Origin of the sequence: Lentzea sp. CC55, assembly GCF_021056325.1 — a bacterium.
GTDB classification, from domain to species: domain Bacteria; phylum Actinomycetota; class Actinomycetes; order Mycobacteriales; family Pseudonocardiaceae; genus Lentzea; species Lentzea jiangxiensis.
Window position 1 is genome coordinate 166907 of record NZ_JAJCXE010000013.1, and the last position, 26277, is coordinate 193183.

Below are 26277 nucleotides of genomic sequence, written 5' to 3' on the forward strand. Positions count from 1 at the left end.
CCGTCCGGACAGGACCGGGCGTCAGAAGTCGGTGGCGATGATCTTCTCGATGTTCCTCTCGGCCAGTGCCGTGATCGTGACGAACGGGTTCACGACGGTGCAGCCGGGGATGAGCGCTCCGTCCACGACGTACAGGCCCCGGTACCCGTGCAGGCGCCCGTGGTTGTCGGTCGCCCTGTTCAGCACGGCGCCGCCGAGCGGGTGGTACGTGAGGTGGTCGCCCCAGATCTTGTAGACGCCGAAGAGGTCGGTCCGGTAGATCGTCCCCTCCTTCGAGTTGATCCTGTCGAAGATGGTCTTGGCGGCGTTGATCGAGACGCCCTTCCACGCCGTCTGCCAGTCGAGGTCGACCTTGCCCGCGGCGGCGTTCCAGGTGAACCGGGCGCGGTGCGGGGTCCTCGTGATGGACAGGTAGAACGACGCGTAGGTCTCGATCCCGGTCGGCAGCGGCGCCACCTCGGCGAAGGCGCCACCCGCCGCCCAGTTGTCGATGCCCAGCGTCGGGATCGACGACTGCAGCTCGCCGGTCGGGTCCCACATGTGGTTGGCGCGGCCGCACATGACGTTGCCGTTGTCGCCCCAGCCCTTGCCGACCTCGCCGTTCAGGTTCGGCAGCGCGCCCGTGGCCTTCAGCTTCACCAGCAGCTTGCTCGTGCCGACGCTGCCCGCCGCGAAGAACACCTTCGCCGCGGTCACCTCCTTGACCGCGATCGGGTCACCGGTGGTGCCGAGCTGCTCGACGGTGACCCGGTAGCCGCCCGTGGCGGGCCTGACGTCGACGACCCTGTGCAGCGGCGAGATGGTGACGCGGCCGGTCGCCCTGATCTTGGGGATGTACGACTTCTGCAACGACTTCTTGCCGTGGTTGTTGCCGTAGAGGATCTCGCCGACGAGAGCGGACTTCGGGACCGTCCCGGCGGCCTCCTGCTCCATGTAGTTCCAGTCGTACACCGTGGGCACGAAGACGTACGGGAAGTTCGACCGCTGCGCGTGCTTCCTGCCGACCCGCGCGTACTGGTAGGCCTTGGTCGTGTCGAACCACTCCGGCCGGATCAGCCCGACCCCCAGCTCGGCGTTGGCGCGCGGGTAGTAGGTGCCGTACATCTCGTCGGGGTTCACGGACGGCAGGACGTCGGCGAAGTTCTCCCGCCTGGGCGTCACGGCCATGCCGCCGTTGACGAGCGAGCCGCCGCCGACACCGCGTCCCTGGTAGACGGTGATGCCGGCGAACTCCTCGGCGTCGAGGATCCCGGTGTACCTGGGGATCGTCTTGTCGATCGGGAAGCCGAGGAAGTTGCTCAGCGGCTGTTTCGTCTTGGTGCGCAACCAGAACGAGCGCTGGTCGGGTGTGGTGGTGTTGGCGAAGACCTTGCCGTCCGCGCCGGGGGTGTCCCACGCCATGCCCATCTCGACCATGTGGACGTCGACTCCGGCCTGGGCGAGGCGCAGAGCCGTCACGGAACCGCCGTAGCCGGTGCCGATCACGAGAGCGGGAACGACCGCCGCGTCGGAGATCGCGGCCGCGGCCTGGGCCACCGGCGCGACGCCCCCGAGGGCCGCCACGCCAAGAATAGAACTTGTTCCAGCAATGAACGAACGTCGTGAAGGACCCTTTAAACCGTTGTCACACGTCATTGTGTGGGTCATGTGATCTTCCTCACTCCGACAACATGAGAACAAGTTATACCTGCGCTTGTGAGATCAAGTCACTACCTGGTAGTTCCGCTTCCCCCGGGGAGCGCAGCGCAGGTAAGGGTCTCGGTGCCGAGATTCCGGGCTCTCACGGATAACACGGACGGCCCGGTCCGGCCGCACGATCCGGGAAGGGTCCGGACACGCGTGGCCGCCCGGCGATCGAGCGATGCCCGAGGTGTCTGGAGGCGGAGGCGCCGGACCCGGCGTCTTGGTGGTGGGTGCGGGGATCGCCGGTCCGGCGGGGAGCTTCCTGTACGCGTCCCCCGACGTGATGATGCTGATGCTCGCGGACCTCGTGACGCGGTGGGAGCAATCGGAGACCGTGCTCGGGCCCGCACCCCTGCGGAAAACGAATGGAACGCCACCACCGCGAGCCGCTACCTTCCTGCCCGACTGAGCCGCCGAGGCAGGGACGTGCCGTTGTACACCTCGTGAGTCTTCCCAAGCGCTGGTCTTCGTTGCGCGCCGCTCTCTGAGCGGCGCGCTCCCCTTGCTGCGGATTTCTCACCGAACGGTGTACTCCTGTGCTCAACACCTGGGCCGTCGTGCCCACCTGCCTTCCGCTCGTCCGCCGCCGCTGCCACGTGTGCGCGGCCGACCGCTTCCGGGCGAGCGGCAAGTTCCGCGTCAACGCCAACCACAAGGTCCTCGACGCCTGGCTGCTCGTGCTCTGCACCGGCTGCGGGGACACGGTCAAGCTCACGATCTTCGAACGGACGCACGTCCGCTCGGTGCGTCCCGAGCTGCTGGACCGCCTGCACGACAACGATCCCGGCCTGACCGCCGAACTGCTGCGGGACCCGCTCCTGCAGCACCGCAACCGCGTCTCGCTCGACTGGGACGGCGCCTGGCGCCTCGACACCGCCGACTCCGACCTCGACCAGGAGGTGGTGGACGTGGCGGTGCGGTTCGAGGCGCGGATCCCGGTGCGCCCCGTCCGGCTGATCGCGCTGGGGTGCGGTCTGTCCCGCGCCGAGGCCGGGCGTCTCGTCGCCGACGGGAAGGTGGTGTCGGCGGTCCGGTTGAGCGGCAAGGTCTCCGGCGACTTCACCTTCACGCTCAAGCGCTGAGCGGTCCCGTCACCGCGGCTGGTGCGGCGGCCACGCCCGGTGGGCCGCCGCCGCACCGGCCGCACGTCAGGTGAGGGGCAGCGGCGTCCCCGGGGTGCGGGCGACGACGGCCGCGGTGGCGATCAGGTCCCACCCGGCCGCGTACTCGTTGCCCGTCTCCATCTGGGGAGCGTGCTTCTCGTAGCGGTCCAGCAGCTCCCACACGGACTCGAAGACGGCCTTGTGCGGGTGGCCGGGCGGGACGTGGCAGCAGTGGCGGGCGAGGTCGAGCGTCTGTCCCGGCGACTCGCCGCGCTTGGTGGCCTCCACGCCCGCGCAGAGGTAGACGAAGAGCCGTTCCAGCAACGGGTCGAGCGGCGGCACGCGTCCCGGAGCGGGTCCGAGGTCGGCGGGGTCGGCCCGGTCCACCAGCCGGCGGGCCTGGCCGCCCATGACGCTCGCGACCTGGTCCGGTGCGAGGCCGGCGTACTGGGCACAGCGCGCCGTGGCGTGCGCGCCCCAGGTCGGCGTCGAGTACGGGACGTCGCTGCCGAGGAGCACCTGTCCGGGAGGGATCGTGCCGAGCACCGTCACCACGTCGGTGGCGCTCCACCAGGACGTGTCGAAGAACAGGTTGGGCTTCGGGTTCCCGGCCAGCCACGCCAGGTCCGTCAGCCCGGCGTGCGCCAGCACGAACCGGGCTCCGGGGAACCGGTCCAGCACGTCCGGCAGGGTGGCCCCGTACGGGTCGATCTCCGGCCCCGCGTGGAGCAGCACCGGCAGGCGCAGCTCGTGCGCGAGGCCGAAGACCTCCTCCAGCCGGTCGTCGCCCAGGGCGAACTCGTCGCTCGCCGGGTGGAGTTTGATGCCCGCCGCCCCGGCCTCCACGCAGCGGCGGGCCTCACCGGCGTCGTCGGGCGTGACCCGGCAGAACGCGACCAGCACCTCGTCGGACCGCGCTTCGGCGAGGACCGCGTCGTTGGCGTCGCGGTAGCCGTCCGGCTCGGTCAGGGGGAACACGGCGGCGCGTGCGTCCACACCGGCCAGGGCTTCCCGCAGCTGGGCCGCGGTGGCAGAGAACCCGCTCGGGTCGTTCGTGCCCAGGTGCGTGTGCACGTCGAACAGCGGATCTTCCACCTGCAGGGCGTCCCACCAGGGTCGCACCAGGTCGTCGGAGTACATCCACCCCTCCTGTCGTCACCGACGTGGTGCCCGTACGGGCAGCGGGCAAACCGGTGATCCGTTCGCCGGTGGCCGATGTGGGCCAAGTGGAGTCTTGATCGCTCCACACGGTCAGGCCAAGGTGAGGAACGTTCAGCTGCTTGAACACCTCGGAAGCCGACGGCGTCAGACGAGGAGCACCATGCGGAAACGCGCGACCGTCATCCCCCTACTAGCTCTGGTGACACTGGCCCTCCCCGCTCCGGCGACCGCCCAGCCCACCGGCACGGTCACCTCGGGTCAGGCCCGGTTCCAGATCCTCTCCCCCACCCTCGTGCGCAGCGAGTTCGCCGGCGACCGCAGGTTTGAGGACCAGGCCACTTACAACGTTGTAAACCGCACCTTCCCCCGTACCCCCTACACCTCGCGCACCGAGAACGGCTGGCTGGTCATCACCACGTCGGCCATGACGGTGCGCTACCGCGTGGGCTCCGGCCCGTTCCGCGCGGACAACCTGGAGATCAAGACCGGCGGCACGACCGCGTCGCCGTGGCGGCGGGTGGTCTGTGCGACCGGACAGCTCTGCGAGGCAGAGGACCAGCAGCGCGAGGGCATGCTCGTGGCCGCCGACCACCCCGGTCACACCGGCTACGGGTTCGTCGCGGGCTTCTCCTACGCCAACAACTCGGTCACGGCCACCGTCCGCGCGGCCACCGCGGGCAGGCACCGGGTCGTCGTGAAGTACGCGAACGGCCAGGGCGGCGACGGCCGGCACGAGGACCGCACGCTCGGGCTCGGCGTCGACGGGCAGGCGGCCCGGCAGGTCACGCTGCCGCGGACGGCGGACTGGCGAGACTGGCGGCAGGCGGAGTTCGAGGTCGACCTGACCGCCGGCGAGCACCGCGTCTCGCTGACCCGGCGGTCGGGCGACTCGGGCAATGTCAACGTTGACAGCCTCGCCCTGCTCACCGCCGGCCAGGCCTACCCGGCCGAACGGGCGGTGGACGACTGCCGCTTCGGCACCACCTGCGAGGCGGAGAACGGCCGGATCAGCGGTCCGGCGGGCATCGCGGACGAGCACGCGGGCTTCGCGGGCACGGGCTTCGTCGCCGAACTGCGCGGCGGCACGACCTTGACCCAGCGCGTCACCGGCGTCCCGGCCGCGGGCACCCACCCGGTCGTGCTGCGCTACGCCAACGGTGCCGGTGGCGACGGCAAGCACGAGCCCCGGACCGTGTACCTCAACGGCCAGGCGGTCACGTTGCCCACCACGGCGAACTGGGCGACCTGGGCCACGGCGACCGCTCAGGTGGCGTTGCCCGCAGGCACCTCGGACCTCAGCCTCACGTGCCCGGACGCCGGCTGCCACGTCAACCTCGACAGCGTCGGTCTCAACAGCACGGCGCAGCACGTCGCGCTGGGCGGCTACCGCCGTTCGCTCGACGGTTACACCGGCACCAACGGTGACCCGAAGCTCTACCCGGGCCTGATGCACCGCGACGGCTGGTACCTGCTGGACGACACGATCTCCGCCCTGCGCGGCGGAACCCCCCGCGCGGACCGGGGTGCGCAGCCGTACCAGGACGGCTACCTGTTCGGCTACGGCCAGAACTACAAGGCGGCGCTCGGCGACCTGGCGGCGCTGACCGGCGGGTCGAAGCTGTTGCCGCGCTGGGCCTACGGCGTCTGGTACTCCGAGTACATCGACAGGACCGCGGCCGACTTCCGCGACCGCATCCTGCCCGCGTTCCGCCAGCACGGCGTTCCCCTGGACGTCCTCGTGGTCGACACCGACTACAAGGCGCACAACCTGTGGAACGGCTGGCGGATGGACTCCTCGAAGTTCCCCGACCCGCAGGGCTTCCTCGACTGGGCGCACGGCGAGGGGCTGCACAGCACGCTGAACATCCACCCGAGCATCCAGGGCGACGACCCGGACTTCGCCCAGGCCCAGGCCACGGCGAAGGGCAAGCTCGCCAAGGGCAGCTGCGCGAACTGCTACGTGTTCGACTGGGGCGACCCGGACCAGCTGCGGGCCTACCTCGAGCTGCACCGCAAGATGCCGACCGACTTCTGGTGGCTCGACTGGTGCTGCGACGGCTCGGGCTCGTCGTTGCGCGGCGTCACGCCGGACACGTGGATCAACGAGCAGTACGCGAAGATCGGCGCGTTCGCGTTCTCGCGCGGTTTCGGTTCCCTGCAGGCGGGCGGGTACAGCGGCGCCGGTCCGCTGCAGACCGGTCCGTGGGCGGAGAAGCGCAGCACCCTGCACTTCACGGGTGACACGTCGTCGACGTGGGGCGTGTTGAAGGGCACCATCGCCTACACCTCGGCCGAGGGCGTGGCGACGGGCATGTCGAACATCAGCCACGACATCGGCGGCCACAACGACACCACGGGCCTGCGCGGGTCGGAGACCTACCTCGACAACGGGCAGGTCCGCTACACCACCAAGATGCCGGACGACATGTACGCGCGGTGGGTGCAGCTCGGTGCGTTCCAGCCGATCACGCGCCTGCACAGCAACCACGGCGACCGGCTGCCGTGGCAGTACGGCCCGGCCGCGCAGGCGTCGGCGACGAAGTTCCTGAACCTGCGCGAACGCCTCGTGCCGTACATCTACACGCTGGCCGAGGAGGCGAACCGCACCGGCGTGCCGATGGTCCGTCCCGCCTGGCTGGAGCACCCCGGCAGCCCGGAGGCGTACTCCACTGTGGACAGCCAGTTCATGCTCGGCTCCGACGTGCTGGTCGCTCCGATCACCACGCCCGGTGACGTGGGCGAGACGCGCGTGTGGTTCCCGCCCGGCCAGTGGACCGACTACTTCACCGGCCGCGTGTACCAGGGCAACTCGTGGGCGACCGTCAGCGCGGGCTGGGACACCATGCCGGTGTTCCTGCGCTCGGGCGGGATGCTGGTGGAGCGCACCTCGGACGTGGCCAACGACGTGAAGAACCCGGCGGACGAGCTGACCGTGCACGTGACGGCCGGCGCCAAGGGCGAGTTCACGCTGTACGAGGACGGTGGGCGGAAGCTGTCGTCGCGGACGCGGATCGTGCAGGACGGCGACACGGTCACCGTGCACCCGGCTCGGGGCTGGTTCCCGGGCAAGGTGTCCAAGCGGGACTGGACGGTCGTGGTGCACGAGGCTGACGGGACGTCCCGCACGGTGAAGGCGGCCGGGAAGCCGGCGCAGCAGAAGGTGGTGATCCGGCTCCGCTGACGGGTGCGGGTGCCGCGCCGGGGTGTCGTGCGAGCGGCACGTCCGGCGCGGCACCGGCGGCTCAGTCCTCGGGCACCCACGTCAGCAGCCGCACCTTCGCCACGGTGCGCACGTGCTTGCGCATCGCCGCCGCGGCCTTCTTCCCGTCACCCGCGGCGATGGCCTCGTAGATCGCCGTGTGCTGCGCCAGAGACCGGGACGGGCGCCCCGGCTGGCGCAGCGACTCGGTGCGGCTCTCGGTGATCTGCCGGGCGATCGTCGTCATGAAGTCGGCCAGCAGCGAGCTGTGCGCGGCGGCGGTGACGGCGGCGTGGAAGCGGCGGTCGCCCTCCACGCCGTTCGCGCCGCCGGCGATCTCGTCGCGCATGAAGTCGAGGGCGAGCCGGATGGTCTCCAGCTCGGCTTCGGTGCGGCGTTCGGCGGCCAGTTCGGCGAGCTTGGTCTCCAGGGCCTCGCGGGCCTCCAGCACCTCGGGGAGGCGCTTGCGGCGTTCGACGAGCTGCTCGACCGGTTCGACGTCGAGGGTGTCGCGCACCAGGTACGTGCCGCCGCCGTGGCGGGCCTCGACCAGGCCCTGGACCTCCAGCACCACGATCGCCTGCTTGACCGACGCGCGGCTGACGCCCAGGCTCGCGGCCAGGTCCCGTTCGGCGGGAAGCCTGTCCCCCGCCTTGAGGCCGGCCTCGCCCACGTACGCCCGCAGGCGCTCGAGCACCTGCTCGTACAGGCGCGATTTGACCATGGGCCGCAGTGCCTCGGACATCGCCCCAGGATAACCGGTCAAGTGGCTCAGCCACTAGGCCACCTCTTGACAGCCGGTGGACCGTGGGCGGAAAGTGGCTCAGCCACTTGGCCACTGTGCCGAATCGGACAGCCCCAACGACGGGAGCCCCGCATGTCCGCTGAACTGATCTCGATACTCGTGCTGGTCGTGGTGTTCGTCATCGCCACGACCAGGTCGATCAACATGGGGGCGCTCGCCTTCGCCGCCGCCTTCGGGGTCGGCACGCTGGTGGCGGACATGAAGACCGACGACATCTTCAAGGGCTTCCCCGGTTCGCTGTTCGTCGTGCTGGTCGGGGTCACGTTCCTGTTCGCGATCGCCCGCGCGAACGGCACCACGGACTGGTTGGTGCACAGGGCGATCCGGCTCGTCGGCGGGCGCATCGCGTTGATGCCGTGGGTGATGTTCGCGATCACCGGCGTGCTGACCGCGATCGGCGCGGTGAGCCCGGCGGCGGTCGCCATCGTGGCGCCGATCGCGATGGGCTTCGCGGCCAAGTACCGGATCAGCCCGCTGCTGATGGGCGTGATGGTCGTGCACGGCGCCCAGGCCGGCGGGTTCTCCCCCATCAGCATCTACGGCACGATCGTCAACGGCATCGTCGACAAGGAGGGCCTGCCGGGCAGCCCGGTCGTGCTGTTCCTGGCGAGCCTGGTGGTGAACCTGCTGATCGCGGTCGTGGTGTTCGTGGTGTGCGGCGGCATGAAGCTCGCCCGCCAGCCCCTCGACGTTCCCGTGCCGGCCCGCACCGGCGGCGGCGGGAGCGGCGGTGACGAGCCGGGCGACGACGAGAGCACCACCCTGACGGCGCCCCGGATCGCCACCCTCCTCGGCCTGGCCGCGCTCGTGGTCGCCGCCCTCGTCTTCGACCTCGACGTCGGCCTCGCCGCGATCACCGTCGCCGTCCTGCTCAGCGTGGTGTGGCCGGAGACCTCGAAGGAGGCGATCACCCAGATCACCTGGCCGACCGTGCTGCTGATCTGCGGCATCCTGACCTACGTCGCCGTGCTGCAGACGATGGGCACGATCAAGTGGGCGGGCGACTCGGTCGCGGGCGTCGGCGCTCCCCTGCTCGCGGCGCTGCTGATCTGCTACATCGGCGCGATCGTCTCCGCGTTCGCCTCGTCGGTCGGCATCATGGGCGCGCTCATCCCGCTGGCGGTGCCGTTCCTGCTCCAGGGCGAGGTCAGCGCGATCGGCTTGATCGCGGCGCTGGCGGTGTCGGCGACGGTGGTCGACGTGAGTCCGTTCTCCACCAACGGCGCTCTCGTGCTGGCCGGTGCGCAGGACGTCGACCGCGACAGGTTCTTCAAGCAGCTGATGGTCTACGGCGGGATCATGGTCGCGGCGGCGCCGCCGCTGGTGTGGCTCGCCCTCGTCGTCCCGGGAATCTGGTGAGTTGATGTTCGCCTCGCAGTCCGACCGCGTCGCCCTCCGCTTCGGCGACCGCGCCCTGACCCACTCCGAGCTCGCGGCCCGCGCGGGAGCCCTCGCACAGCAGCTGTCCGGGCTCCCCCGCGTGGCGGTCTGGGCGACACCCACGATCGAGACGTGCGTCGCGGTCGTCGCGGCCCTGCTCGCCGGGGTGCCGGCCGTGCCGCTCAACCCGAAGGTCGGCGAACGGGAGCTCGCCCACATCGTCGCGGACAGCGCGCCCGCGTCCGTGCTCGCGGCACCCGGCGTCACGCTGCCCGATGGCCTGGGCTCCGTGCCGCGGCGGGACGTCACGCTCGACGGCGACTGCTCGGAGACGTTCGCCGATCCCGGTGACGAGGCTCCGGCCCTGATCGTCTACACCTCGGGCACCACGGGCTCCCCCAAGGGCGTCGTGCTGCCGCGCCGCGCCATCGTGTCCACTTTGGACGCCGTCGCGGAGGCGTGGCGGTGGACCGCGGACGACGTGCTGGTGCACGCGCTGCCGCTGTTCCACGTGCACGGCCTGATCCTCGGCGTGCTCGGGCCGTTGCGGCGCGGGGGAACGCTGCACCACCTCGGCAAGTTCTCCACCGAGCAGCTCACGAGGGCGCTCGACGGCGACGGCACGATGATGTTCGGCGTCCCGACGATGTACCACCGCATCGCCGAGGAGGTCGGCGGCAACCCCGCGCTCGGCAGGGCCCTGGCCGGGGCGCGGCTGCTGGTGTCGGGCTCGGCGGCGCTGCCGGTGCGCGACCACGAGCGGATCGCCGCGGCGACCGGGCAGCGGGTCGTCGAGCGCTACGGCATGACCGAGACGCTGATGAACACCAGCGTGCGCGCCGACGGCGACCGCCGGCCGGGAGCGGTCGGGGTGCCGCTGCCGGGAGTGCGGGTGCGGCTCGTCGACGACGCCGGGCAGACCCTGGACGAGGCCGGCGCGATCGGCGAGATCCAGGTGCGCGGCCCGAACCTCTTCACCGAGTACCTGAACCGGCCCGACGCCACCGCGGAGGCGTTCGCGGACGGCTGGTTCCGCACCGGCGACGTCGGCACGCGCGACCCCGACGGCTACTTCCGCATCGTCGGGCGCAAGGCCACGGACATCATCAAGAGCGGCGGCTACAAGATCGGCGCGGGCGAGATCGAGAACGCGCTGCTGGAGCACCCGTCGGTGAAGGAGGTGGCGGTGACCGGTGAGCCCGACGACGACCTGGGCGAACGGATCGTCGCCTGGGTCGTGCCCGCGGGCGCGGCACCGCCCGCCGACGAGCTCGCCGGCCACGTGGCCCGGTTGCTCACCCCGCACAAGCGCCCCCGCGTGGTTAGGTTCGTGGAGTCGTTGCCGCGCAACGACATGGGCAAGGTGATGAAACGTGCCCTCGGGACGTGAGACCGCCCGCGAGGTGATCGGCGACGTGACGTCGTCGTTCACCGAGCTGCCGGACGAGCTGGTGCCGTCCGGGGTGGACGGGCCGCTCGGGTGGCCGGGGTACGGCGACCAGCTGGCCCGTGCGGCCGAGTCGACCGGGGAGAGCGAGTCGGTCGTCTGCGGGGTCGCCGGCATCGGTGGCGTCACCGCCGTGGTCGTGGCGTTCGAGTTCGGGTTCCTCGGCGGCTCGCTGGGAACCCGGACCGGCGCCCGGATCGAGCGGGCCTTCACGCACGCCCGTGAACGGCGGCTGCCGGTGGTGTCGCTGGTCGCGACCGGTGGCAGCCGCATGCAGGAGGGCACGCTCGCGTTGCTGCAGCTGTCCGGGATCGCCCGCCAGATCACCCTGACCCGCGAGGCCGGGCTGCCGCACGTCGCCGTGCTGCGCGACCCCACGACCGGCGGCGGCTGGGCGACGCTCGGGGCGGGCGCGGACGTCGTGCTGGGGCTGCGCGGTGCCCAGGTGGGGTTCGCCGGCTCGCGGGTGCGTCCGCCCGGCTACACGGTGGCGCAGCAGTTCGCGGCCGGGTCGGTCGACCAGCTCGTGCCGCGGGAGGAGCTGCGCGACCGCCTGGAGCGGTGGCTGCGGCTGCTCACCACGTCCGCCCGCGCCGCCGCTCCCCCACCGGTGGCGCTGGGCGAGGCCCTGCTGCCGGCGACGGGGTGGGACGCGGTGGTGCGCGCCCGGACTTTCGGCCGTCCGCGCGCCAAGGCCTACCTCGGGTCCTACTTCGACTGGCACGAGCCGATCAGCGGCGACCGCGCCGGCGGCGTCGACCCCGGGGTGTTCTGCGGGTTCGGCCACCGCGACGGCGAGACGTTCGCCTACGCGGCGCAGGACGGCACGGCGACGCGACCGGCGGGGTTCCGCACGGCGGCGCGCCTGGTCCGGCTCGCCGACCGGCTCGGTGTGCCGGTGCTGACGCTCGTGGACACGCCAGGAGCGGCCAACGACGAGGCGGCCGAGAAAGCGGGCGTGGGTGCCGCGATCGCCGACCTCTTCACGGCCATCGCGTCCGCGCGCGTGCCGGTGACGACGCTGCTGATCGGCGAGGGCGGATCGGGTGGCGCGCTGGCGTTCGCCGCGCCGGACCGGATGTGGGTGACGCCGGACAGCTACTTCGCGGTGATCTCACCGGAGCTCGCGACCGGGATCCTGAAACGGGATCCCGCGCAGGCCCGGCGCACGGCCGACGAACTGCGGCTGCGGCCGCAGGACCTGGTCGAGCTGGGGGTCGCGCGCGGCGTGGTCCGGCCCGGCCGGTCCTCCGGCCAGGCCACGGCGATGTAGAAGGCCTGCGGTGGGACGCAGATCGTGAGAAGCCGCCCTCGGTGCCCCTGCTCGTCCCCGGCCTCCTGCTCCCCGGGCTTGGCCGTGCTCAGGCCACGCGAGGAACGGTGAACACGCGCAGGAACGTGTCGAGCAGCGCGCGACGGCCCTTCAGCTCCACCTCGCCGTCCCGCGCCGCCGTCATGATGGCGCGGTAGGAGGCCAGTTCGTCGTCGGCGAAGGTCGCGGTGATCGTCAGGTCGGGCTCGGCCGGAGCCGGGCCGAGTCCGGTGACCAGGTCGCCGTCGGTCAGGACCGCGTGCACCACCACGTCGCGGACGTGGATCTCCCACGAGGCGGTGAGGCCTGCGGCTTCGGCCGGCTGGAAGACGGCGCGCAGGTTCAGCACCAGGCCCTCGGGCGTCACGACGTCGCCGCGCTGCGGCTCGCCGAGCTGCGTCGCGCCCCAGCGGGCCAGCGACAGCAGGGCCGGCTCCAGCGAACGACCCACGTCGGTCAGGTCGTAGACGACGCCTCGCGCCGGGGCCGGGGCGACCCGGCGTTCCACGATTCCGGCCTGCTCCAGCTCTTTCAGGCGCGTGGCCAGCACGTTCGTCGGGATGCCCGCCAAGCCGGTCTGCAGCTCCGTGTACCGGCGGGGGCGCACGAGCAGGTTGCGGACGATCAGCAACGCCCACCGCTCGCCCACCAGCTCCAGCGCGCGGGCGAGGCCGCAGTACTGGCCGAAGTCACGTCGCTTCACATCCCCGAGCGTAGCAAGCTTGCCAACGCGTAGCTATCTGCACTGTTCGAAGTTTACTTGCAAAAACGAAGTGGACGGGTTTACCGTCGTCGCACTCCGACGACACCGAACTCAGAAGGACGTGCGATGACCGCCCTGCTCGAACGTACGGAGACGGCCGCGCGGCGGCCGCTGCTCTCCCGCGGTGCCGGCTTCGCGGGCATCTCGGCCGCGATGGTCGCGATCCTCGTCGCGGCCGGCGCGCCGACGCCGTTGCTGCCGATCTACCAGCACCAGTGGGGGTTCGCGCCGTGGGTGCTGACGCTCGCGTTCGGTGTCTACGCGTTCTCGTTGCTCATCGCGATCCTGGTGGTCGGGTCGCTGTCGGACTACGTGGGACGGCGGCCGCTCATGATCGGCGCGCTCGCGGTGGACCTCGTCGCGATGGTGATGTTCCTGCTGGCACCGGACATCGGCTGGGTCATCGCGGCGCGGGTGGTGCAGGGCATCGCGACCGGCGCCGCGTCCGCCGCGCTCAGCGCCGCGGTGGTGGAGCTCGCGCCGGAGCGGTTCAAGAAGCTCGGCGCGCAGATGACCAGCATGGCGCCGCTGGGCGGGCTGGCGATCGGTGCGCTGTTCGCCGGGGTGCTGGCGGAGTTCGCCGCCACGAACGCCGCTTTCGAGGTGTGGTTCGTGCTCGCGGTCGTCATGGCGGCCGGGACCGTCTTCGCGACCTTCACGCCGGAGACCGCGACGCGCAAGCCCGGCGCTCTGGCCTCGCTGACCCCGCGCCTCTCGCTGCCGCGCCAGGTGCGCCGGCTGTACTGGACGTCGGTCCCGGGCATCCTCGGCGGGTTCATGACCATGACGGCGTTCATGGGGCTCGTGCCCGCGCTGCTGGTCGCGATCTTCGCCGTGCGGAGCCCGATCGTCGGTTCACTGCTGGCCTTCGTCGCGCTCGGAGCGTCCACGGCGGCCTCCGCGTTCACCGGCGGGATGCGCGCCACGGGGCTGCGGCTGGGCGGCCTGGTGGCGATGGCCGCCGGCGCCGCCCTGTTCGTCGGCAGCATCGGTGCCACGTCGCTGCCGCTGCTGTGGGCCGCCGCGGCCGTGGGCGGTGCGGGGATCGGCGCGTCGTTCGCCGGCACCACGCGCGGCCTCGTGCCGGAGGTCGCGCCGCACGAGCGGGCCGCGCTGTTCACCGCGATCTTCTTCGTCGGCTACCTCGCGATGGGCAGCTCGGCGATCATCGCGGGCCTCGCCATCGGCGCGGTAGGCGCGGTCCCGATGGCGGTGGGCTACGGGGTGGTCGTCGCGCTCGTCACCCTGGCCGGCGCGGTGGCGACCGCGCGCTTCACCCGGAGGTGACGCGGTCGGCGTGGACGTGCGTGCGCACCCCCTGGGGGTCGAACAGGATCAGCAGTTCGACCGCACCGCCGTCCGCGCTGCCCAGCCAGTGCGGCTTCGAGGTGTCGAACTCGGCGGCCTCACCGGGCGGCAACGTCAGGTCGAGGTCGTCGAGCACCAGCCGCAACCGTCCGTTGAGGACGTAGAGCCACTCGAAGCCGTCGTGCGTCTGCACCGTCGGCTCGAGCGGTCGCGGCACGGCGGGGATCAGCATCTTGAACGACTGCACCCCGCCCGGCCGCCGCGACAGCGGGACGAACGTCATGCCGAACCTGTGGATCGGCTTGAGGTGGATGCGCGGGTCACCGGTGCGCGGAGCGCCGACGAGGTCGTCCAGCGGCACGTCGTACACCCGCGACAGCGGGAGCAGCAGCTCGAGGGTCGCGCGCCGCTGCCCGCTCTCCAGCCGGGACAGGGTGCTCTCGGAGATCCCGGTGGTCGTCGCGAGGTCGGCGAGCGTGATGCCGCGGTGCCGCCGCAGCGTCCGCAGCCGCGCACCCACCCCGTCCAGCACCTGTTCGGTCTCGGCGTTCACGACCCGCAGTTTGCCACATCGGCAAGTTTCCGTGCCGGGAAGAGCAAGTCCGTCGCAGGCTGAGGCCATGAAACGCCTCGCAGTCGCTCTCCTGCTCCTGCTCACCGCCTGCTCGGCCGCTCCGGACCCCGCGTCGGCGCACGCCGCCGTCACCCGGAACGACCCGGCTTTCGAGAAGACCTTCCGGCACGAGTTCGCCGACGTCGACGGCGTCCGCCTGCACTACGTCACGGGCGGCAGCGGTACCCCGGTCGTGCTGCTGCACGGCTGGCCGCAGACCTGGTACGGCTGGTGGCCGGTGATGCCGGACCTCGCCGGACGCCACACCGTCTACGCCGTCGACCTGCCCGGCCTCGGCGACAGCACCGGCACACCGACCAGCTTCGCCAAGGCCGCGCTCGCGCGGTACGTGCACGCGCTGACCGAGAAGCTGGGGCTGCGCGACGCCTCGATCATCGGTCACGACCTGGGTGCCGCCGTCGCGTTCCAGTACGCCAGCCAGTTCCCGCAGGACACCGCCCGGCTCGGCTACCTCGACCTGCCGCTGCCGGGTCCCGCGATCGACGCGCGCACCTACCGCTCGCTGAGCTGGCACATCGCGTTCCACTCGCAGCCAGGGATTCCCGAGGCGCTGGTCGACGACGAGGTCCGCGACTACCTGAAGGCCTTCTATCCGCAGGTCTCCCACCAGGGCAGCGCTTTCGGTGGCACGGCGACGAGGTCCCCGTTCACCGACGCCGACATCGACGAGTACGCGCGGACCTACGGCAAGAACCTGGCCAACGGCTTCGAGCTCTACCGCGCCCTGGAGCAGGACGTCCGCGACACCGAGGCCGCCCGGCCGGTGGGGGTGCCGACCCTGGTGATGGCCGCGGAGGGCCAGGCCCGGGCGGTCCAGGGCACCGCGGCGCCGCGGATGACGAACGTCGTGCGGGCGGTCGACGTGCCGGAGGCGGGCCACTGGCTCGTCGAGGAGAACCCGGAGTTCGTCACCGCGGAGCTGCTGCGCTTCCTCAGCTCATGACCGGGAAGCGCTCCGCCCACGGCGCCGCCTGCTCCAGCTGGGCCGCCAGCTTGATCAGCAGCGACTCCCCCGCCAGCGGCGCCACGAACTGCACGCCGAGCGGCAGCCCGTCGGCCGTCCAGTGCAGCGGCAGCGACAGCGCGGGCCGGCCGGTGATGTTCGCGAGCTGCGTGTACGGCACCCAGCCGAGGTTGTCCCTGATCATGTCGTCGACCAGGCCCGTGTGCCGCAGGAACCGGGCGGTGCCGGTCTTGAGCACCGCGTCCGTCGCCCGCCGCAGCGACACCGGCAGGTCGAACTGGCCGACCTTCGGCGGCGGGGTCGCCAGCGTGGGCGTCAGCAGCAGGTCGTAGGACTCGAAGAACGTGCTGAGGCGGCGGGTGTGCGCGTGCCGCCGCTGCACGGCGTCCACGTAGTCGACGCTGCTCGTGGCCCGTCCCAATGCGGCCATGAGCAGCGTGTCGCGTTCGAACGCCGCGTCCGGCGCCCCGGTCAGCCGCTGGGCGTCGGCCACCTTCCAGGCGAGGTTCACGAACCACGTCAGCAGGAAGTCCTTGGCCAGCACGGCGTCGTCGAACGGCGCCTCCGGCAGTTCCTCGACGTGGTGCCCCAGGTCGGTGAGCACGCGGACCGCCGAGGCGACGGCCGCGACCGCCTCCGGGTGCGGAGCGGGGTTGATCGCCGACGGCACCCGCACGCCGATCCGCAGCTTTCCGGGCTCCTGCCCGACGCACGAGGCGAACGACGACTCCGGCAGCGCGACCGAGTACGGACCGGCGAGCTCCCCTCCGCAGATCACGTCGAGCATCGCGGCCGTGTCGCGCACGGTCCGCGACACGACGCCCTGCACGGCCGCGCCGTGCATCATCTCGGCGGTCTCGGGGCCGAACGGCGTGAGGCCGCGCCCCGGCTTGAGCCCCACGAGCCCGCAGCACGCCGCCGGGATCCGCGTCGAGCCGCCGCCGTCGTTGGCGCCGGCGCACGGCACGATCCCGGCGGCGACCGCAGCCGCCGACCCGCCCGACGAGCCACCGGGCGTCCGGTCGAGGTCCCACGGGTTGCGCGCGGGACCCCAGACCGCCGACTCGCTGATCGCCTTCGCGCCGAACTCCGGCAGGTTCGTCTTGCCGAAGATCACCAGGCCGGCGTCGATCCACCGCTGGACCACGGTCGAGTGCTCGGTGACCTTCTTGTTCACGAGCGACCGCGAGCCGTTCGACGTCGGCAGGCCCGCGTAGTCCTGGCCGAGGTCCTTGATCAGGAACGGCACGCCCGCGAACGGGCCGGTGAGGTCGTCGGACGGATCGGCGGGCACGTCCCGGACGATCGCGTTGAGCCTCGGGTTCACCTCGGCGGCGCGCTTGCGCGCCACCTCGAGCAGTTCGGCCGCGGACACCTGCCTGTCCGCGACGAGCCGGGCCAGCCCGGTCGCGTCGTACTTCCGGTACTCGTCGAAGTCCACGCGCACAAGCTAGCCGGTCGGCCGCGGCGAGCACGCCGTCACAGGTGCCCGTTGCCGAGGTGGCTCATCGCGGCCGCCACGCCGACGTCGAGGGCCTGCTGCATGACGTGCGGACGCCGTTCGGTGCGGCCGATCACGGCGCTGCCCAGCGGCGGCCGGATCTGCAGGCACGCGGGGTGCGACGCGAGCATCTCCTCGTCCTTCGCCCGGATCTCCTCGCGGCGCAACCAGTTCGAGACGACCCCCGGCGCGTGCCGGGCGAACCAGCGCGACAGCACCAGCCGTTCGCCCCGCGACGGCGGCACGCCCAGGAACTCGTCCTCGCGGCGGGTGCGCAGCGCCACGACGTGGGTGGCGCCCTGCGCGACCGCCGTGCCGACCGGGATCGTCTCGCTCAGCCCGGCGTCGACGTACGGGCGGCCGTCGATCACCACCGGGTCGCCCGCGAGGAACGGCATGGCGGTCGACGCCCGCAGCGCGGTCTGCAGGCTCGCGGTGTCGCGGACGTACCCGTGCAGGTCGGCCGGCTCGCCGGTGAGCCCGTCCGTGGTCATCGGGTGGAACTCGACGGGGTTGTCGACGACCTCCTGGAAGCCCATCGGGTGGACCTGCGTGTAGATCGTGTGCACGAGGTGGTGGGTGTCGACGACCGGCCGCCGGGTGAACGCGCGCCGCGGGTTGATGGTCGTGCGCATCACGGCCGGGTCCCACCACGCGTGCTTGCTGCTGTCCGCCCGCCCGCACAGCAGCCAGGCGGCGTTGAGCGAGCCCGCGGAACTGCCGTACACGGCGTCGAACAGCGGCAGCAGGCCGAGCCGTTCGATCGCGACGGTCATCCCGCTGGAGTAGACGCCTCGCGAGCTCCCGCCTTCCACCAGCAGGACGAGACGGGCGTCGTCGGTGCGCCGACCGGGGGTGCTCCGCTGCCGCCGGCGCTCCCGCAGCAGCTCCAGAACCGTTGTCACACAGCCGAGTGAACCACGACCGCACTATCCACTTGCGAACGGCTGCTAGCGTGGAGGTGAGATCAACCGCCTCGACGAGGAGTTCGACGTGCTGGTGGGTGAAGACGACATCTCAGGGTGAGCCCTGGATGTGACAGGCCATCCCTCGCGATGGCCGTTTCGTCGTCCCTTTTTCCCTCACGCGCGGTGGTTCCGCGCGCGGCACATCCCGAGGTCTCTCACCCATGTCCGACGCTTTCATCGTCGTGTCGTCCCTGTCGTTCTCCTGGCCGGACGACACCCCCGTCTTCGACGGCCTGTCCGTCTCGGTGCCCGGCGGCCGGACCGGTCTCGTCGCCCCGAACGGCGCCGGCAAGTCGACGCTGCTCAAGCTCGTCGCCGGAGCGCTGACCCCGTCCGCGGGCAGCGTGTCCGTGACCGGCGTGCTCGGCTACCTTCCCCAGGACCTGCCGCTCACCGCCGGGCTGACCGTCGCGCAGGTGCTCGGCGTCGCGGACGTCCTGAGCGCGATCCGCGCGGTCGAGTCCGGTGACGTCGCCGAGGAGCACTTCACCACCATCGGCAACGACTGGGACCTGGAGGAGCGCACGCGCGCCCAGCTCGACCGGCTCGGCCTCGGCGGCCTGGCCCTCGACCGCGTGCTCGGCACGCTGAGCGGCGGGCAGGTCGTCTCGCTGGGGCTCGCGGCGCAGTTGCTGAAGCAGCCGGACGTGCTGCTGCTCGACGAGCCGACCAACAACCTCGACCTCGACGCCCGGCACCGGCTCCACGACGTGCTCGACGACTGGCGCGGGTGCCTGCTCGTGGTGAGCCACGACCGCGCGCTGCTCGACCGGGTGGACCGGATCGCCGAGCTCGACGGCGGCGAGGTCCGCTTCCACGGCGGCAACTTCACCGCCTACGAGGAGGCGGTCGCGGCCGAGCGCGAAGTGGCCGAGAAGAACGTCCGCAGCGCCGAGCAGGAGGTCAAGCGCGAAAAGCGGGAGATGCAGCAGGCCCGCGAACGCGCCGCGCGCCGGGCGTCCACCGCGCAGCGCACCCTCTCGAACGCGGGGCTGCCGAAGATCTTCGCGGGCACCATGAAGCGCAACGCGGAGGTCTCGGCGGCCAGGGCGGACGGCACGCACGCCGCCCGCCTCGGCGCGGCCCGCTCGAAGCTCGACCAGGCCGAACGGGCGTTGAAGGACGAGCAGAAGATCAGCCTGGAGCTGCCGCGGACCGCCGTTCCCGCCGGTCGCACGCTCTTCCTCGGCTCCGGCCTGCGGGTGCGCGACCTGTTCGCGGACCTCGACCTCACGATCCGCGGCCCGGAACGCATCGCGCTGGCCGCCCCGAACGGCGCCGGCAAGTCGACCCTGCTGCGCCTGGTCCACGGGTCGCTCACCCCGGACAGCGGTGAGGTGAAGCGGGCCGACGGGCGCATCGCGTACCTGTCGCAGCGGCTCGACCTGCTCGACGACTCCCGCACGGTGGCCGAGAGCCTGGCGGACTTCGCCCCGGCGATGCCTCCCGCGGACCGGATGAACCTGTTGGCGCGCTTCCTGTTCCGAGGTGCACGGGCACACCTGCCGGTCGGCGTGCTGTCCGGTGGCGAACGGCTGCGGGCGACGCTGGCGTGCGTCCTGTTCGCCGAACCCGCGCCGCAACTGCTGCTGCTCGACGAACCGACGAACAACCTCGACCTCGTCAGCGCCGGACAGCTGGAGAGCGCGCTGAACGCGTACCGGGGCGCGTTGGTGGTGGTGAGCCACGACGAGCGGTTCCTGGACGAGGTGAGGATCGACCGCCGGCTGCGCCTCGACGGCGGCAGGCTGCTGGAGGCCGCCCGTGGCTGAGGCGGCACCGGTCGCCGACGACCCGGTGCACGGCTTCGCCGACAGGCGCGTGTTCGACGGGTGTCGCTGACAGCCGCGCCCGGCCGGTGCATCGGCTGATCGACGAGAACGGCGTGGGCAACTCCACGCTGCTGCGGCTGCTCGCGAGGGCCGAGCAGCCCAGCTGCGCTGCCCAGTCGGCGGCGATGTCGAAAAAGCCGTGACGGATTCGACCTGGGTGTGCAGGAACCAACCACACCACGGAGGAATCGTCATGACCGGACTCCCGCCCGTCGCCGACCTCGCCACCTGGCAGAAGGCCCGCGACGAGCTCCTGGTCCGCGAGAAGGCCCACACGCGCGAGGGCGACGCGATCGCGGCCGAACGCCGGAAGCTGCCGATGGTCGAGTTCGACGGGAAGGTCGAGGTCGTCGGAGCGCAGGGGGCTGTGCCGTTCGTCGAGTTGTTCGAGGGGCGCGAGGAACTCGTCGTCTACAAGCACATGTGGTGGGACGGCGCGCCACACCAGGGACAGTGCGAGGGGTGCACGCACGTGCCGTGGCACTTCCAGGACGCCGCCTACCTCCACGCGCGCGGTGTTTCGTTCGCCGTGCTGACGACCGGCGCGTGGGAGGAGGTGGCGCCGTTCGTGGAGTTCATGGGCTACACGCAACCGTGGTACTCGGTGCGGGGCCTGGACGAGCCCGTCGGCGGGGAGATGGGGTACCTGACCAGCTACCTGCGCGACGGCGACCGCACGTTCCTCACCTACTCGACGACCGGGCGCGGGTGCGAGCTCGTCAACGGGTCGCTGGCGCTGCTCGACATCACCGCGCGCGGGCGGGGCGAGCAGTGGGAGCGGCACCCCGAGGGCTGGCCGGAGGGGCGGCAGGCCGGCTGGTTCTGGCGGACGAACGCGGACGGGCAGTCCAGCTGGGACGAGGACAGCCGGCCCGTTCCCCAGTGGACGCGGCCCGGCGTCACGCCGGTGCGGACGCTCGGCAGGCAGGGGCACTGCCACTGACGTGGGCGGTGGCGAGGACGCGGCGCTTCCCGTCGAACGTCGACAGGACGCTCCGCGCCTCGCCCTGCAGCGACACCACCGCGGGGTCGTCCGGCGCTTCGAGGGTGAGCGCCTCTTCCCAGAGGCGCTTCTCGGCCGCCCGCCACTCCGGCCTGTCGCGGACCTCGACGCCGGTGAAGCCGGCCTCGGGCAGTTGGCGTGCGAGGTCCAGTTCGCGGATCGGTCCCCAGATCGACGTGTCGGCGGGGTCGACCGCCTGCCAGCCGGTGACGACGAGGCGGCCGCCGGGCCGGAGCACGCGCCGGCACTCCCGCAACGCGTCCGGCTTGGACTCCGCGAACTGCACCGAGTCGACGACGAGCACCGCGTCCACCGACGCCGGGGCGAGGCCCGTGGCGGTCAGCGATCCGACGCGGAAGTCACCACCGCGCTGCCGGGCCTGCTCGATCGCCACGGCGGAGAAGTCCACGCCGACGAGCCCGCAGCCGGTGCGCCGGGCGATCTCGCGGCCGAGTCCGCCCCGGCCGCACGCCAGGTCCAGCAGGACGTCGCCGGACGAGAGGCGCAGGGCCGTCACGACCTCGTCCAGTCCCGCTCCGCCGAGCATGCCGGTGGACTCGACGCCGGCGGGCAGGCCGAGCATCCGCGCCATCAGCTCGTCGACCAGTGGCGACCCGTCACGATCGGTGTACCAGCGGTCGAAGACCTCGGCGCTCATCATCCAGTCGATCATGCCAGGCTTCCTCGGGAGAGCCGGGCCGTTCGCGAGAAGAACCGCGAACGCTGACGCTCCGCTCCGGACCGGACGCCCTCCGCAGCGGCCCGGTGACGCCTGGACCAAAGTATGACGGCGCGTTAGGCCAGGGTATGACGACGCGCGAGCGGCGACGTCGTTATTGTCCGTTCCGATGGGGTTGACCTGGTCCTAAACCCCTTTTCCGCCGAAGGGACAGCCGCGTCATGTGGGAAGTTCTGCAGTCAGCGACCGACGTGCGGTCGCGCGTGACCGAGTGGATGGGGAAGCGGTTCCTCGCCCACCTCAGCAAGACCGGGTTCGACCTCGAGTCGTCCTGGTTCGTGCCGTCGCGCGTGCTGGCACCCCTGCGGCGCACCGGGCTGGACCCGGTGCCCGAGATGGCGCGGATGCAGGCCACCGCTCCGCTGACGCGGCTGCCGCTGCCCGTGACGGTGTGGCTGGTGACGGGGTACGAGGCGTCCAAGCAGGTGCTCGTCGACTCCGAGGCGTTCAGCAACGACTTCGGCCACCTGCGGGAGCTCGGGCTGTTCTCGGACGAGGCGCCGGGCGGGCTCGGGTTCAGCGACCCGCCGGAGCACACGCGGCTGCGCAGGGTGCTGACGCCGGAGTTCACCATGCGGCGGCTGTCGCGGCTCGTGCCGCGGATCGAGCAGATCGTCGCGGACCAGCTCGACCTGATGTCCATGAAGGATGGCGCGGTCGACCTCGTCGAGCACTTCGCGATGACGGTGCCGGCGCTCACGATCTGCGAGCTGCTGGGCGTGCCCGCCAGCGAGCGCGAGGAGTTCCAGCGGCGCAGCGTCTCGCGCTTCGACCTCGGCGGGGCGGCCACGACGTCGTTGTCCGCGGTGTCCGAGTCCATCGTGTACTTCCGCGAACTCGTGCGGGCGCAGCGGCTCGCACCGACCGACGGGCTGCTCGGTGAGCTCGTGCGCAAGCACGGCGACGAGCTGGACGACGACGAGCTGGCCGGTCTGGCGGACGGGCTGCTGACCGGTGGCTTCGAGACAACCGCCAGCATGATCTCGCTCGGCACGCTCGCGATGCTGCGCAACCCGGTGCTGTGGGAGCAGGCGCTCGGTGACGACAAGGCCGTGAACGGGCTGGTCGACGAGCTGCTGCGACACCTCAGCGTCGTGTCGGTGGCGTTCCTGCGGATCGCCCGGCGCGACATCGAGATCGCCGGGACGAAGGTCAGGGCGGGCGACATCGTGGCGTGCTCGCTGTCGCAGGCGAACCGCGACCCGAGCGTCTACGCGACCCCCGAGCAGATCCTCCCGGAGCGGGCCGCGGGTCAGCACCTCGCGTTCGGCTACGGCGCGCACCGCTGCATCGGGGCCGAGCTCGCCAAGATGGAGCTGCGGATCGCCTACCCGGCGCTCGCCAAGCGGTTCCCGGAGATGCGGCTCGCGGTCGAGCCGGGCGACCTCGCGTTCCGCAAGCTCTCGATCGTCTACGGGCTGCACTCGATGCCGGTCCACCTCGGTCAGCAGCCCAGCCCCATCCAGCAGGTTCTTTGACGGAGTCGCGTGGGGGACGGCCTGGTGCAGGGCACGAACCTCGCGAACCTGCGGACCGCGTGGACCGCAGCGACCAAGCCGGCGCGGGACGCGGGCCGGGCCGCGGTCACCCCGGCTTCGGCGATGGGATGGCGAAGAAGCCGGCCCGCGGCCCGGTGCAGATGATCTACGGCCGGTACTCGGCGGGACCGCGGAACAGCCTGCGGCGCGACGCTGACGAAGAAGGCCGTCTACCAGTGCTCCCCGGTGACCGACGACCCGGACACCGACGTCGGCGAGAGCCTCACGCCGGCCACCTACCGCCGGGTGACGCGCTGGCAGCTGACCACGCCGGGCTCGACCGCGACGACCACGCAGCTCGTGGAGGGCTTCAACTGGTTCGACATGGCCCCGCAGGTCGGCTGACGACGACGGGGAAGGGCCACCTGGACGTCCAGGTGGCCCTTCCCCGTGTTCCTACTCCCTGATGCCGATGGCGTCGATCGGCTTGGCGCGCAACGACAACCGCGTCGAGATCGCGATCGACACCACGCCGAGCACCGCGGCGCCGGCGAGCGCGCCCAGGTAGACGGTGATCGGGCCGGAGGGCAGCGGGGTGCCGGTGAGGCCGGCCGCCAGCACGGCCAGCGGAACCGCCGCCACCAGCGAGCCGAGCACGGCGGCCAGTCCGACCGTGAGTAGGGCCTCGATCCGCATCATCCGCACCACCTGCCGCCGTCCGGTGCCGACGAGCCGCAGCAGGGCGAACTCGCGGCGGCGGGCCGCTGTCGACATCACGAGCGTGTTCGACACCGAGATCGCCACGTAGCCGAGGATCACGCCCACGGCGACGAGGTTCAGCAGGAACTGGGTGTGCTCGGCGTCGCGGTCCTGCGCCGCCACCCGGTCCGTCACCCGCAGGCCGGGATAACGGCCGGTCAAGCCTTGCAGGGCCGTCGTGTCGGCGGCCCGCACCAGGACGGCGCTGTCCATGCCCGCGGTGGTGTGGGCACGGGCGTCGGCGGCCGAGAGCACGTAGTCGCCGAACGCCAGGTCGTGGTCGTAGGTCGCGACCACCCGCAGCTTCGCCGGGCTGCCGTCGGCGAACCAGAACTCGACGGTGTCGCCGATCTTCTTGTCCTCCCAGGAGGCGTGCGAGTCGCTCAGCGCCACGGTGCCCTCGGCGAGGTCGCCGAGGCTGCCGGAGACGACGCCGAGGTCGACCAGCCCGCCCGCGGTGCGGTCGAGGCCGTTGGCCGGGCGGCTCTGCACCTCGACGGTCTCACCGGTCCTGCTCGCGGTGATCACCTGCGTGCGCACCAGCGAGGTGGCGGTGACACCGGGGAGCCGCCGTGCCGCGTCCGCGACCTCGGCCGGCACTCCCGCGACACCGGTGACGACGTGACCCGCGGTGATCGACCTGGTGGTCTCCTGGCCGACGGCGGCGGTGAACGTGGTCTGGCTGTAGTAGTTCACCACCGCGAAGCCGATCGCGAGCATCAACGGCGTCACCGCCGCGGCGAGGCGCCGGGAGTTCTTCAGCACGTTCGCCGCCGCCAGGTAGCCGCTCACGCCGGACGACCTCGCGAGCACCGGGGCGATCACCCGCACCGCCGCCCCGATGACGCGCGGACCGGTGAGCGCCAGGCCGATGATCAGCACGAGCGCCGCCATCACCGACATCGCCGCGCCGAGCTGGCCGCGCAGGAACAACGGCAGCGTCGTCGCGCCGAGCCCGAGACCGACCAGCGCCCAGCCGATCGCGAGCCGGATCCTCCCGGCGTCGCGCTTCTGCACCGCGGCCTCGCCCAGCGCCTCGACCGGGTTGATCGACGACGGCCTGCGCGCGGCGCTCCAGGCGGCGAGACGTGCCGCGCCGACCCCGATCAGCAGTGCCGCGACCAGCGGGATCGGGCTGATCGAGAGCGCGAAGTCGTCCGGCACCACGCCGATCCTCGCGAACGCGGCGCGCAACCCCTGGCTGACGAAGACGCCCAGCAGGCTGCCGGCCACACCGGCGACCACGGACACCACCGTCGTCTCCACGCCGATCAGCCTGCGGATCTGCCGCGGCGTCGCGCCGACGGCCCGCAGCAGGGCGAACTCGCGGCGGCGCTGCTCGACGGTCAACGCCAGGGTGCTGGCGACCACGAAGATCGCGACCAGGACCGCGTACCCGCCGAACGAGCCCGCCAGGATCGCGAGGATCGACTTGGTCCGGCTGACGTCGTCGAACTCGGCCGCGCTGCGGTCGGCGCCCTCCGACACCGTGACGCGCTCGCCCTTCAGCGCCTCCTCGACCCGGTCCGCGTGCGCACCGAGCACCCCGATGGCGCTCACCTGGTCCGCACGCCCGGCGAGCTCGGCCGCCTTCGCCTCGCCGAAGAACATCGCCGCCTGACGCGCACGGCCGGGTGCCTCGGCGATCCCGGCGACGCGGTGGGTCACGGGCGCCGACCGGGTCATCACCCGCACTTCGTCCCCCACCGCGACCCCCGCCTCGGCGGCGAGCGCCGAGTCGAGGACGACCTCGTCGCCCTTCGGCGCGTTCCCCTCCTTCAGCGTGAACGGCGCCAGCACGGCGGAGTCCCAGTTGTGGCCGAAGGACGGCTTGCCCGCGAGCGGCTGCCCGTCGGGCCCGACCACCACGGCCTGGAAGGTCCGCTGCGGCACCGTGGCCTTCACCCCGGGCACGGCGGCGATCCGGGCCGCGAGGGCGGCCGGGATGCCCGGCTGCTCGGCGGCGTGCTCGAACGCCAGGACGTCGGCGCCGGGCGGCCGGACGATCCGGTCACCGGTGACGACCACGTCGGCGGCGGCGTAGCGCTGCGTCGGGACGCCGCCGCGCAGGCCGGACTCCATGAGGATCCCGCAGGCCGCGACGAGCGCGGTGCCGCAGAGGATCGCGACGAAGGCCCCGGCGAACCCGCCGGTGCGGGCCTTGACGGTTTGCCAGGCGAGGGTCAGCACGACTTCTCACTCCCCACGAGCCGCGCCACGAGGACCGTCGCGCGGACC

Annotated in this window: 20 protein-coding genes; 11 read left to right on the top strand and 9 right to left on the bottom strand. The window is 72.0% G+C overall.

What is annotated here, in order from left to right; genetic code table 11:
- Positions 1-21 precede the first annotated feature (21 nt).
- Complete coding sequence (locus L6E10_RS08745; RefSeq protein WP_236218847.1) at positions 22-1635, bottom strand: GMC oxidoreductase; 1614 nt, start codon at positions 1633-1635, stop codon at positions 22-24.
- 584 nt (positions 1636-2219) lie between these two features.
- Here L6E10_RS08745 and L6E10_RS08750 point away from each other — a divergent pair.
- The gene (locus tag L6E10_RS08750; RefSeq protein WP_236218572.1) at positions 2220-2765 is read left to right on the top strand and encodes a DUF1062 domain-containing protein; all 546 of its coding nucleotides are present in this window, start codon (positions 2220-2222) and stop codon (positions 2763-2765) included.
- Between the two features lie 66 nt (positions 2766-2831).
- Here L6E10_RS08750 and L6E10_RS08755 read toward each other — a convergent pair whose 3' ends face one another.
- On the bottom strand, positions 2832-3926 hold the full coding sequence (locus L6E10_RS08755; RefSeq protein WP_236218574.1) for an amidohydrolase family protein: 1095 nt from the start codon (positions 3924-3926) through the stop codon (positions 2832-2834).
- A gap of 181 nt (positions 3927-4107) precedes the next feature.
- Between L6E10_RS08755 and L6E10_RS08760 the strand changes: the two genes are divergently transcribed.
- On the top strand, positions 4108-7128 hold the full coding sequence (locus L6E10_RS08760; RefSeq protein ID WP_236218576.1) for a TIM-barrel domain-containing protein: 3021 nt from the start codon (positions 4108-4110) through the stop codon (positions 7126-7128).
- Positions 7129-7189: 61 nt separating this feature from the next.
- Here the strand turns inward: L6E10_RS08760 and L6E10_RS08765 are convergent, their stop codons facing one another.
- Positions 7190-7891 carry a FadR/GntR family transcriptional regulator gene (locus L6E10_RS08765; protein ID WP_236218578.1) on the bottom strand — a complete coding sequence of 234 codons (702 nt, stop codon included), beginning with the start codon at positions 7889-7891 and terminating at the stop codon, positions 7190-7192.
- 132 nt (positions 7892-8023) lie between these two features.
- On the opposite strand from L6E10_RS08765, the gene L6E10_RS08770 reads away from it, so the two are divergent.
- From L6E10_RS08770 to L6E10_RS08780, 3 genes are read left to right on the top strand one after another with little or no spacing between them, the layout of a single operon-like run.
- Positions 8024-9310, top strand: coding sequence for an SLC13 family permease (locus L6E10_RS08770; protein ID WP_236218579.1), 1287 nt, complete (start codon positions 8024-8026; stop codon positions 9308-9310).
- Positions 9311-9314: 4 nt separating this feature from the next.
- On the top strand, positions 9315-10721 hold the full coding sequence (locus L6E10_RS08775; protein ID WP_236218581.1) for an acyl-CoA synthetase: 1407 nt from the start codon (positions 9315-9317) through the stop codon (positions 10719-10721).
- Positions 10705-12051 carry a carboxyl transferase domain-containing protein gene (locus L6E10_RS08780; protein ID WP_236218583.1) on the top strand — a complete coding sequence of 449 codons (1347 nt, stop codon included), beginning with the start codon at positions 10705-10707 and terminating at the stop codon, positions 12049-12051. Before L6E10_RS08775 ends, L6E10_RS08780 begins: the two co-directional genes overlap by 17 nt.
- An 88-nt stretch (positions 12052-12139) precedes the next feature.
- Here the strand turns inward: L6E10_RS08780 and L6E10_RS08785 are convergent, their stop codons facing one another.
- Positions 12140-12793, bottom strand: a complete 654-nt coding sequence (locus tag L6E10_RS08785; protein WP_236218585.1) for a helix-turn-helix domain-containing protein — start codon at positions 12791-12793, stop codon at positions 12140-12142.
- 126 nt (positions 12794-12919) lie between these two features.
- Between L6E10_RS08785 and L6E10_RS08790 the strand changes: the two genes are divergently transcribed.
- Entirely contained in the window at positions 12920-14140 is a 1221-nt protein-coding gene (locus tag L6E10_RS08790; protein ID WP_236218587.1) for an MFS transporter, read from the top strand.
- Here the strand turns inward: L6E10_RS08790 and L6E10_RS08795 are convergent.
- Complete coding sequence (locus L6E10_RS08795; RefSeq protein WP_236218589.1) at positions 14127-14714, bottom strand: helix-turn-helix domain-containing protein; 588 nt, start codon at positions 14712-14714, stop codon at positions 14127-14129. The two genes, L6E10_RS08790 and L6E10_RS08795, sit on opposite strands and share 14 nt — an antisense overlap.
- Before the next feature lie 67 nt (positions 14715-14781).
- Here L6E10_RS08795 and L6E10_RS08800 point away from each other — a divergent pair, with 67 nt between their 5' ends.
- A complete protein-coding gene (locus L6E10_RS08800) occupies positions 14782-15738 on the top strand; it encodes an alpha/beta fold hydrolase (RefSeq protein WP_236218591.1) in 957 nt (318 codons plus the stop codon).
- On the opposite strand, the gene L6E10_RS08805 is transcribed toward L6E10_RS08800, so the two are convergent.
- Positions 15728-17200: an amidase gene (locus tag L6E10_RS08805; RefSeq protein WP_236218593.1), complete on the bottom strand. Its 1473-nt coding sequence runs from the start codon at positions 17198-17200 to the stop codon at positions 15728-15730. The two genes, L6E10_RS08800 and L6E10_RS08805, sit on opposite strands and share 11 nt — an antisense overlap.
- Positions 17201-17238: 38 nt before the next feature.
- Positions 17239-18165 (bottom strand): patatin family protein, encoded by a 927-nt coding sequence (locus L6E10_RS08810; RefSeq protein ID WP_236218595.1) that lies wholly within the window; start codon positions 18163-18165, stop codon positions 17239-17241.
- 224 nt (positions 18166-18389) lie between these two features.
- Here L6E10_RS08810 and L6E10_RS08815 point away from each other — a divergent pair, with 224 nt between their 5' ends.
- Both L6E10_RS08815 and L6E10_RS08820 read left to right on the top strand, forming a co-directional pair.
- Positions 18390-20000: an ABC-F family ATP-binding cassette domain-containing protein gene (locus L6E10_RS08815; protein ID WP_236218597.1), complete on the top strand. Its 1611-nt coding sequence runs from the start codon at positions 18390-18392 to the stop codon at positions 19998-20000.
- Between the two features lie 253 nt (positions 20001-20253).
- Complete coding sequence (locus tag L6E10_RS08820) at positions 20254-21003, top strand: DUF899 family protein (RefSeq protein WP_236218598.1); 750 nt, start codon at positions 20254-20256, stop codon at positions 21001-21003.
- Here the strand turns inward: L6E10_RS08820 and L6E10_RS08825 are convergent.
- Complete coding sequence (locus L6E10_RS08825) at positions 20960-21736, bottom strand: class I SAM-dependent methyltransferase (RefSeq protein WP_236218600.1); 777 nt, start codon at positions 21734-21736, stop codon at positions 20960-20962. The genes L6E10_RS08820 and L6E10_RS08825 overlap by 44 nt on opposite strands.
- 227 nt (positions 21737-21963) lie before the next feature.
- Between L6E10_RS08825 and L6E10_RS08830 the strand changes: the two genes are divergently transcribed.
- Together L6E10_RS08830 and L6E10_RS08835 are read left to right on the top strand one after the other, a co-directional pair.
- Positions 21964-23280 carry a cytochrome P450 gene (locus tag L6E10_RS08830; RefSeq protein WP_236218602.1) on the top strand — a complete coding sequence of 439 codons (1317 nt, stop codon included), beginning with the start codon at positions 21964-21966 and terminating at the stop codon, positions 23278-23280.
- A 246-nt stretch (positions 23281-23526) separates the two neighbouring features.
- Positions 23527-23685 carry a hypothetical protein gene (locus tag L6E10_RS08835; RefSeq protein ID WP_236218604.1) on the top strand — a complete coding sequence of 53 codons (159 nt, stop codon included), beginning with the start codon at positions 23527-23529 and terminating at the stop codon, positions 23683-23685.
- 51 nt (positions 23686-23736) lie between these two features.
- Here the strand turns inward: L6E10_RS08835 and L6E10_RS08840 are convergent, their stop codons facing one another.
- Positions 23737-26229, bottom strand: a complete 2493-nt coding sequence (locus L6E10_RS08840; RefSeq protein WP_236218606.1) for an FtsX-like permease family protein — start codon at positions 26227-26229, stop codon at positions 23737-23739.
- Positions 26230-26277 lie beyond the last annotated feature (48 nt).